Origin of the sequence: Cecembia sp. (assembly GCF_007126775.1) — a bacterium.
Lineage (GTDB): Bacteria > Bacteroidota > Bacteroidia > Cytophagales > Cyclobacteriaceae > Cecembia.
In genome coordinates this window covers 1-7866 of sequence record NZ_SLAP01000167.1, presented here as the reverse complement: position 1 = coordinate 7866, position 7866 = coordinate 1, and the positions used below count along the sequence as shown (strand labels likewise).

The window sequence follows — 7866 nt, the reverse complement described above, 5'->3', positions numbered from 1 at the left end:
CGAGAGCTAAGCGATTAGGGAGGCCAGGTTGCAGGGCAGGTGAGAGCCATCGAGGAGTTAGGGGCTCAATTGGTTCATTAAGGTAATTTTTTAAAATGACGTAATCAATTATTAAGGATTAGAATTTGGCAAATAGAATTATATGAACAGAATAGATCAATTGTTTGAGAAGAAAAAAGATCGTGTGCTCTCCATCTATTTTACGGCAGGCTTTCCGAAGTTAGAGGATACCCTTCCCATCATGGAAGCTATCGAGGAAGCAGGTGCAGATATTATTGAGATTGGGGTACCCTACAGTGATCCTATTGCTGATGGACCTACTATTCAGGACAGCAATATGATCGCTTTGAACAATGGAATGAGTTTAAAGAAGCTGTTTGAACAACTGAAGGATATGCGAAAAACTGTATCTATTCCAGTAGTTTTGATGGGATATTTGAACCCTATCATCCAATATGGTATGGAAAACTTTTGTAAAAAATGTCAGGAGATCGGTGTTGATGGATTGATTTTGCCTGACTTGCCCATGCAGCAGTATTTGGATGAATATAAAGCCGTGTTTGATCAATTTGAACTGAGAAATACATTTTTGATATCTCCGCAAACCAGTGAGAAAAGGATCAGGGAAATTGATGAGCATTCCAATGGGTTTATCTACATGGTGTCAGCCCACTCCATTACTGGGGCAAGGTCTGGAATTTCAGATGAGCAGATTGCTTATTTTGAACGGGTAAAAGCTATGCAATTAAAAAACCCCAGACTGATCGGTTTTGGTATTTCAGATTCCCAGACATTTTCCACCGCTTCAACATACAGCAATGGTGCCATTATAGGCAGTGCATTTATTAAGACTATCAAAGAAAGTAAAGACCTTAAAGTTGATATCAAAACTTATATCAGCTCAGTAATCCAATAAATTATGATCATCCAATTAAAAGAAGGCATCAGTGAAGTTCAAAAATCTTCATTGATCGAAGAAGTCAATCAAATAGGGTATAAGGTTACAGAGGTAAAAACCCAGTTGGGAGATTATCTCATCGGCATTGGGAAAAAAGATTTTGATATTCGGAAGATAGGACATAAAGAAGGAATCAAAGATATCCACATTGTTTCTGATGAATACAAATTGGTTTCCAAAAAGTGGAAAGCCAAGCCTACCACAATCGATTTGGGAGATGGGGTATATATTAAAGACGGTGATATGGCCATTATTGCAGGGCCTTGTTCCATAGAGTCTGAGGAACAGATTCGTAAAGTAATAGGGCATTTGCATGCCAATGGAATCAGAATGATGCGTGGAGGGGTTTTCAAACCGCGGACCAGCCCCTACGCCTTCAGGGGGATGGGTATAGATGGGTTAAAGTTATGGTACAATATTGCTAAGGAAGCCGGGATTAAGATAGTCACAGAGGTGATGCAGGTTTCTCAGATAGATGATATGTATCCCTATACCGATATCTATCAAGTTGGAGCCAGAAATACCCAGAATTTTAATCTTTTGGATGAGTTGGGCAAGGTAGACAAAGCCGTAATGATCAAAAGGGGCATCTCAGGAACCATAGAAGAATTGTTGCAATCAGCTGAATATGTATTTTCGGGAGGAAATGAAAAACTAATTCTATGCGAAAGGGGCATTAGAACCTATGAGAAGGCCAGTAGGAATACCCTGGACTTAAATGCAGTCCCTATTTTAAAAGCAAAATCCCATTTGCCTGTAATTGTTGATCCTTCTCATGGAATTGGCATTCGGGAGTATGTTCCCCAGATGGCTTTGGCTGGGGTGATGGCCGGAGCGGATGGAATCATTTATGAAACCCACGAGATTCCTGAAAAGGCCTATTCTGATGGACAACAAACATTGGACTTTTCCCAAAGCGCTTTGTTGGCAGATTGGATCAGAAAAACCTTTGCAATGCGAAAAACTTTCGATCTGCTTTAATCGGCCGTTTGCAGAAATTTATTTAACAAAAGATTTAAATTCATTATTTTTGATTAAAATTCAATGGATCATTCTTAACTAATAGGAACATTTATTGGATTATAGGAGTACAAATAAGAAGAGGACATGACTTGGATTTATGGACTTTTCTAAATACCGAAACCCAAATATAAAATGATGAATAAACCCAAAGACTGGGTCTTTTCCGACCCAAGATTAAAAGAAATGAAGCAGGATTATGGTGCTTACACGGAAGAAGATTTTAAAGTCTGGAAAATCCTCTTTGAAAGGCAGATTGTGAATCTGCCCAATGCGGCATCAAAAGCATATTTAGATGGGATAAAAGAAATCAATTTTTCTGCTGACAAAATAGCAGATTTCGCTGATGTCAATAGAAGATTGTCAAAAAGCACCGGATGGAAAATACATGTGGTTCCCGGTTTGATAGATGACGACCTGTTTTTTGGTCTGATGAATAACAGGAGATTTTGTTCATCGACATGGTTGAGGAAGATGGAACAATTGGATTACCTGGAAGAACCGGATATGTTCCACGATGCTTTTGCACATATGCCTCTTTTGACCAATCAACCTTATGTGGATTTTCTTGAAAAGTTAAGTGGCATAGCTTTAAAGCATATCGATGATAAATGGGCCATTGAGCTTTTGTCCAGAATATACTGGTTTACCATTGAATTTGGATTGATCCGTGAAAATGGAGAGCTAAGAATCTATGGGGCTGGAATTCTAAGTTCGGCTGGAGAAACTAAATACAGTCTTTCCGACGAACCCTCACATTATGATTATAATGTAAAAAAAATCATGAATACTCCATATTGGAAGGATAAATTTCAGGATAAATATTTTGTGATTGACAGCTATGAACAGCTTTATCAGTCTCTTCCTGAAATTGAGTCTGTCTTGGAGGAAATGCTCTCAGAGGCAGCTCAGAGTTAAGATTTTAAGCGCTAAACTGCATATTGATAGGCTTGAAAATTGGCTAAAAGCGTTTGTGACGCAAAGGCACAGACGTTTTTTTATTGAAATTTGTGGATGGTCCTGACAAAAAGAACGCTCTTGAATAGGGCTTCTTTGTTGGGCTCTTTTTAATTAAAAAATGAAAGTAGCAGTTATTAAATACAATGCAGGAAATGTGCAATCTGTACTCTATGCGCTAGAGAGGCTGGGAGCAGATGCAATTTTGACTGATGATTTGGAAACCATTTCAAAAGCAGACAAGGTGATATTTCCTGGACAAGGAGAAGCAAGTACTGCCATGAGGTACCTTAAAGGTAAGAAATTGGATAAATTAATTCCTGAACTAAAACAGCCATTTTTTGGAGTTTGTCTCGGTCAGCAGTTGCTGTGTGAATATTCTGAAGAAAATGATACGGCCTGTCTCGGTGTATTTCCTGTAAAAGTCAAGCGCTTTATCCCCGAGAATCCAGCAACATTTAAAGTTCCTCATGTTGGATGGAATAATATCTTTGATACTAAAAGTCCCCTTTTAAGGGGTTTGGATAACAGCTCATTTGTTTATTATGTGCATAGCTATTATTGTGAATTGAGCGAATACACCATCGCAACCACCAATTATATTCAAGATTTTGCTGCACTGATGCACAAGGATAACTTTTATGCCATGCAGGCACATCCAGAAAAAAGCGGTATGGTAGGAGAACGCATACTTAAAAATTTTCTTGAATTAAAATAAAATCAAAAGGAAAAGGATTTATGCAGATTATACCGGCTATAGACATCATTGGAGGCAAATGTGTCCGCCTTACACAGGGGGATTACAAGCAAAAAAAAGAATACCATGATAATCCTTTGGAAATGGCCAAAAGATTTGAAGATGCGGGCATCAGCCGCCTTCATCTGGTAGACTTGGATGGAGCCAAACAAAAGAAAATTGTCAACAGGGAAACCTTGAAGGCTATTGCTTCCGGAACTTCTTTAAAGGTAGATTTTGGAGGAGGTGTCCAATCTGATGAAAGCATTCAAGATGCCTTAGAATTAGGTGCTCATCAGGTTACAGGGGGCAGCATAGCTGTAAAGGACCCTGAAATGTTTGGGGTTTGGTTAAAAAAATACGGAGGGGAGAAACTCATTTTGGGAGCGGATGCAAAGAATAGAAAGATAGCTATATCCGGTTGGCAGGAAACCACAGCCTTAGACCTCATCGAGTTTATCAAGGGATATCGTGCCAAAGGGGTTTCTTATGTTATCTGTACAGATGTGGCCAAAGATGGTTTGCTACAGGGTCCATCCATTGACCTCTATAAAGATATTTTGGCGGAAATTCCCGGAATCAAGCTTATTGCAAGTGGAGGGGTTTCAAAAATTAAGGATTTGGAAGAACTTTCTAAAATAGGAGTTTATGGAGCCATAGTGGGCAAAGCCTACTATGAAGGAAGGATTACCCTTGAGCAATTGGCCAGTTTTGCTTCCTAATATTAGAGGATATTGATATATGTATTTACTTTAAACGCGATATTGTACCTTTTCAATGTCTTTGTACATTTTAATTGGTACTTGGTACTTTAAAAATGCTGACAAAAAGAATTATTCCCTGTTTGGACATCAAAGACGGCAGGACTGTAAAAGGGGTGAATTTCATACAGCTTCGCGATGCAGGAGACCCTGTCGAACTGGCTAAAATCTATTCTGATGAGGGGGCAGATGAGCTCGTTTTTTTGGACATCACTGCGACTGTTGACAAACGAAAGACCTTGGCGGAATTGGTGACAAAGGTGGCCAAATCTATTAATATTCCCTTTACAGTGGGAGGAGGCATTTCTACGGTAGAAGACGTGAAAGTACTCCTAAATGCTGGTGCGGACAAGATTTCTATCAATTCGGCCGCAGTCAAGCATCCAGAAGTCATCAATGAGATGGCTTTGGAGTTTGGTTCTCAATGTATTGTTGTTGCCATTGACACCAGGAATGTAGATGGAATTGATTTCGTTCATACACATGGGGGCAGAATACCCACTTTACTGAAAACACAAGGTTGGGCAAGAGAGGTCTGTGAAAGGGGAGCAGGAGAAATACTGCTAACTTCTATGGACCACGATGGTACCAAATCAGGCTTTGCAAATGAGATTACTTCGGAAATTTCTTCCATGTTGAGCATTCCGGTTATCGCATCAGGGGGAGCAGGAAATATGAAACACTTCAAAGATGTATTTACCTTTGGGAAAGCAGATGCTGCTTTGGCAGCCAGTATTTTCCATTTCAAAGAAATACCCATCCCAAATTTGAAAGCATACCTGGCAGCAGAAGAGGTTGCAATTAGAATTTAACGGATTGATGGGCTGAGGTAATTTTCGGATTTTCAGTCTCGAAGGTATTGGAATTTATCCTTTTGTCTTGGTGTTAAAAGAATTTAAGCATATGAACAGTTTAAACATAGATTTCGAAAAAGTAGGCGGCTTGGTTCCTGCAATCATACAAGATGCAGACAGTCATCTTGTTTTGATGTTGGGCTACATGAACCAGGAGGCTTTGGATATCAGCTTGGAATCCAAAAAGGTGACTTTTTTTAGCCGGACCAAAAAGAGGATATGGACTAAAGGAGAAACTTCCGGTAACTTTCTTCATATCAAGTCGATTACGGTAGATTGTGACAATGATACGTTATTGATAAAGGTAAGACCTGCCGGGCCTGTTTGCCATACTGGTTCAGATACCTGTTTTGATGAAATCAACAACAGCAAAACCTTATTTCTTGATCAATTACGGTATATTATAAAAGAAAGGAAAAATAACCCTTCTGACCAATCTTACACAGCATCACTTTTTGCCAAAGGAATCAATAAGGTGGCACAAAAAGTAGGAGAGGAGGCTGTGGAGATTGTAATTGAGGCAAAAGATGACAACAAATCTCTTTTTTTGGGAGAGGCAGCTGATTTGTTATTCCATTATTTGGTGCTTCTAGAGGCCAAGGATATTGAACTCGATGAAGTCATGCAGGTTTTAATTGACCGCCATCATAAAAAATAGAAAAAATGAGTAAAAGAAATGTGACTGTCCGAATGAAAGCGGACTATGAATATGTTGCCTCTAACCTTCAGGGAAATCAGGTAGATATTGATATGTACGATGCCCCCAATAAGAAAGCACAATCACCTATGGATCTATTGCTTTCTGCGCTAGGGGGATGTTCGGCAATAGACGCCGTATTAATGATGAAAAAGAAAAGGAAGACAATTGAGGATTTTTTTATTGAGGTAGAGGGTACAAGGAATGATGGAGTTCCTTCTTTTTATACACACATTCATATGAAGTTTGTATTGGTTTCGCCTGACGCCAAAGAAGAGGAATTTGCCAAAGTGGTTGCTCTTTCCGTGGATAAATATTGCTCGGTAGCCTCTTCCTTAAAATCTGAAATCACTTATTCATCTGTAGTTCAAAGGCCCTAATGCGTGTTGTTAGAGAATTTTCAATAAAGGAGGTCAGGGTTTCTGTTTTTAATTGGAACAATAAGTATCTCATTAAATTTGAATTGGGACCATTAGAGCAAACTTTTAAAGTTTCTGAAATGGACATACTGGAAGAGTCTGATTTGGATAAATTCTATGAAGGGCATTTTTTTGATGAGGTTTTGCTCAGGTTTAAAGAAATGGAACAAAGTCTTTACAATCAGATACAAAATCTTTAGCTTTAAATTAAAAGCTTGAAAAGATGAAATTGCGGGAAGTAATTTTTTTGGTTCTACTTATTTCTATGGTGCAGTGCGGACCTTCCCAGAGATCCCAGGAAGACAGCATTTATTTAGAGATGAATGCTTTTGTTTCACTTTTCGAATATGACCTCCAAGTTTTGGAGAGAGAAATTATAAACTTGGGAGAGGAAATTAAGCAATTATATGCTGGTAAACATAGGGTTCTTGCTCAGAATGAGATAGATGAGTTTGAATTCAAAAGAGGATCAATGAATAATGCAGGGAAAGATAATCCTTTAGCAAGTACAATATACATATCTGATCTGGCCACAGATAAGGATGGGATCTCTGAGATGATCGTGTTGACGGCTTCTCTTGACAAAAAGTTTAAAGGAATTGTAGACCGCCATGACATGGTTTCTCAGGTTTATTTCAATAGTAATCTTCACCTCAATAGGTTATATCCACCCTATGATGCCATGGGAATGTTGACTCCCCAATTGGATTTGACAACATTTAATTTTTACTATTTGGCAGATGAAAAAAATAATCCCGATGCCCGACCGGTTTGGGTTGATGAAATTTATATTGACCCGGTAGGGCGTGGATGGATGATTTCTCTGATATATCCAGTATATTTTGAAAATGAGCTAAAAATGGTATTGGGTTTTGATATTACTCTCAATGCTATTATTGGAAATTATTTGGATAAATTTGATAGAAATTTTGTTATCGTTGATGCTACCGGTACTTTGATAGCAGGAAAAACTAGAGGTATTGAATCCCTTTCCCTTCCACCCTTGAAAAATCACACCTATAATCAGACCATTTCCTCAGACAGTTTCAGAATGGAGGATTATAACTTGTTTAGAAGCAAAAGTCAAGAGGTGAGGAAAATGGCATCCGAGATTATCTTAGCCAATCAAAAAAATTATTTATTGAAAGATTATGGTTTACAGGTTAATATTTTATCCGAAAGGATGAGTGTTTTAGATTGGATCCTCCTTGATTTGGTATTCTGATGAATAAATTTCTCAAAAAAAATGATTTAGGTTTTCAGAAGGGGTTTTACCGCTGGTTTATTTTTATAGGCATTGGGGTTATTTTTATAATATCTTTTCTGGCCATTAATTTTTTCAATGCGCTTAAAGAAAATCAAATAGCATCTGTACAGCTGGCACTTAACAAACAAGCTGAAATTGCAGGCAATGATATTCAGAACAGATTTGGTGCCATGTATGAAGATATGCTCTTTTTTGTT

The 7866-nt window shown here is 38.3% G+C and carries 11 protein-coding genes; all 11 read left to right on the top strand.

The features are described from left to right. The first annotated feature begins 142 nt into the window (after positions 1-142). Positions 143-916: a tryptophan synthase subunit alpha gene (trpA, locus tag QZT73_RS11295; protein WP_291784754.1), complete on the top strand. Its 774-nt coding sequence runs from the start codon at positions 143-145 to the stop codon at positions 914-916. A gap of 3 nt (positions 917-919) precedes the next feature. Next, entirely contained in the window at positions 920-1939 is a 1020-nt protein-coding gene (gene aroF, locus QZT73_RS11290) for a 3-deoxy-7-phosphoheptulonate synthase (protein ID WP_291788205.1), read from the top strand. A gap of 174 nt (positions 1940-2113) precedes the next feature. Next, complete coding sequence (locus QZT73_RS11285) at positions 2114-2896, top strand: phenylalanine 4-monooxygenase (RefSeq protein ID WP_291784750.1); 783 nt, start codon at positions 2114-2116, stop codon at positions 2894-2896. 160 nt (positions 2897-3056) lie between these two features. Further along, the gene (gene hisH / locus QZT73_RS11280) at positions 3057-3653 is read left to right on the top strand and encodes an imidazole glycerol phosphate synthase subunit HisH (RefSeq protein ID WP_291784748.1); all 597 of its coding nucleotides are present in this window, start codon (positions 3057-3059) and stop codon (positions 3651-3653) included. A gap of 20 nt (positions 3654-3673) precedes the next feature. Further along, positions 3674-4393, top strand: a complete 720-nt coding sequence (gene hisA, locus QZT73_RS11275) for a 1-(5-phosphoribosyl)-5-[(5-phosphoribosylamino)methylideneamino]imidazole-4-carboxamide isomerase (RefSeq protein WP_291784746.1) — start codon at positions 3674-3676, stop codon at positions 4391-4393. 95 nt (positions 4394-4488) lie between these two features. Beyond that, the gene (gene hisF / locus QZT73_RS11270) at positions 4489-5244 is read left to right on the top strand and encodes an imidazole glycerol phosphate synthase subunit HisF (protein WP_291784744.1); all 756 of its coding nucleotides are present in this window, start codon (positions 4489-4491) and stop codon (positions 5242-5244) included. A 91-nt stretch (positions 5245-5335) separates the two neighbouring features. Beyond that, entirely contained in the window at positions 5336-5944 is a 609-nt protein-coding gene (gene hisIE / locus QZT73_RS11265; RefSeq protein ID WP_291788203.1) for a bifunctional phosphoribosyl-AMP cyclohydrolase/phosphoribosyl-ATP diphosphatase HisIE, read from the top strand. 5 nt (positions 5945-5949) lie between these two features. Continuing rightward, positions 5950-6363, top strand: a complete 414-nt coding sequence (locus QZT73_RS11260; protein ID WP_291788200.1) for an OsmC family protein — start codon at positions 5950-5952, stop codon at positions 6361-6363. After that, positions 6363-6602, top strand: a complete 240-nt coding sequence (locus QZT73_RS11255) for a hypothetical protein (protein WP_291788197.1) — start codon at positions 6363-6365, stop codon at positions 6600-6602. Before QZT73_RS11260 ends, QZT73_RS11255 begins: the two co-directional genes overlap by 1 nt. A 23-nt stretch (positions 6603-6625) precedes the next feature. Continuing rightward, a complete protein-coding gene (locus tag QZT73_RS11250) occupies positions 6626-7627 on the top strand; it encodes a Cache sensor protein (protein ID WP_291788195.1) in 1002 nt (333 codons plus the stop codon). After that, the coding region (locus QZT73_RS11245) for a hypothetical protein (protein ID WP_291788193.1) at positions 7627-7866 on the top strand (240 nt) is incomplete at its 3' end. The genes QZT73_RS11250 and QZT73_RS11245, both read left to right, overlap by 1 nt.

Coding starts and splice junctions, on each gene's coding strand:
- hisA (WP_291784746.1), top strand. CDS start 3,674: ATGCAGATTATACCGGCTATAGACATCATTGGAGGCAAATGTGTCCGC.
- QZT73_RS11255 (WP_291788197.1), top strand. CDS start 6,363: ATGCGTGTTGTTAGAGAATTTTCAATAAAGGAGGTCAGGGTTTCTGTT.
- QZT73_RS11250 (WP_291788195.1), top strand. CDS start 6,626: ATGAAATTGCGGGAAGTAATTTTTTTGGTTCTACTTATTTCTATGGTG.
- hisH (WP_291784748.1), top strand. CDS start 3,057: ATGAAAGTAGCAGTTATTAAATACAATGCAGGAAATGTGCAATCTGTA.
- QZT73_RS11260 (WP_291788200.1), top strand. CDS start 5,950: ATGAGTAAAAGAAATGTGACTGTCCGAATGAAAGCGGACTATGAATAT.
- QZT73_RS11285 (WP_291784750.1), top strand. CDS start 2,114: ATGATGAATAAACCCAAAGACTGGGTCTTTTCCGACCCAAGATTAAAA.
- aroF (WP_291788205.1), top strand. CDS start 920: ATGATCATCCAATTAAAAGAAGGCATCAGTGAAGTTCAAAAATCTTCA.
- hisF (WP_291784744.1), top strand. CDS start 4,489: ATGCTGACAAAAAGAATTATTCCCTGTTTGGACATCAAAGACGGCAGG.
- hisIE (WP_291788203.1), top strand. CDS start 5,336: ATGAACAGTTTAAACATAGATTTCGAAAAAGTAGGCGGCTTGGTTCCT.
- trpA (WP_291784754.1), top strand. CDS start 143: ATGAACAGAATAGATCAATTGTTTGAGAAGAAAAAAGATCGTGTGCTC.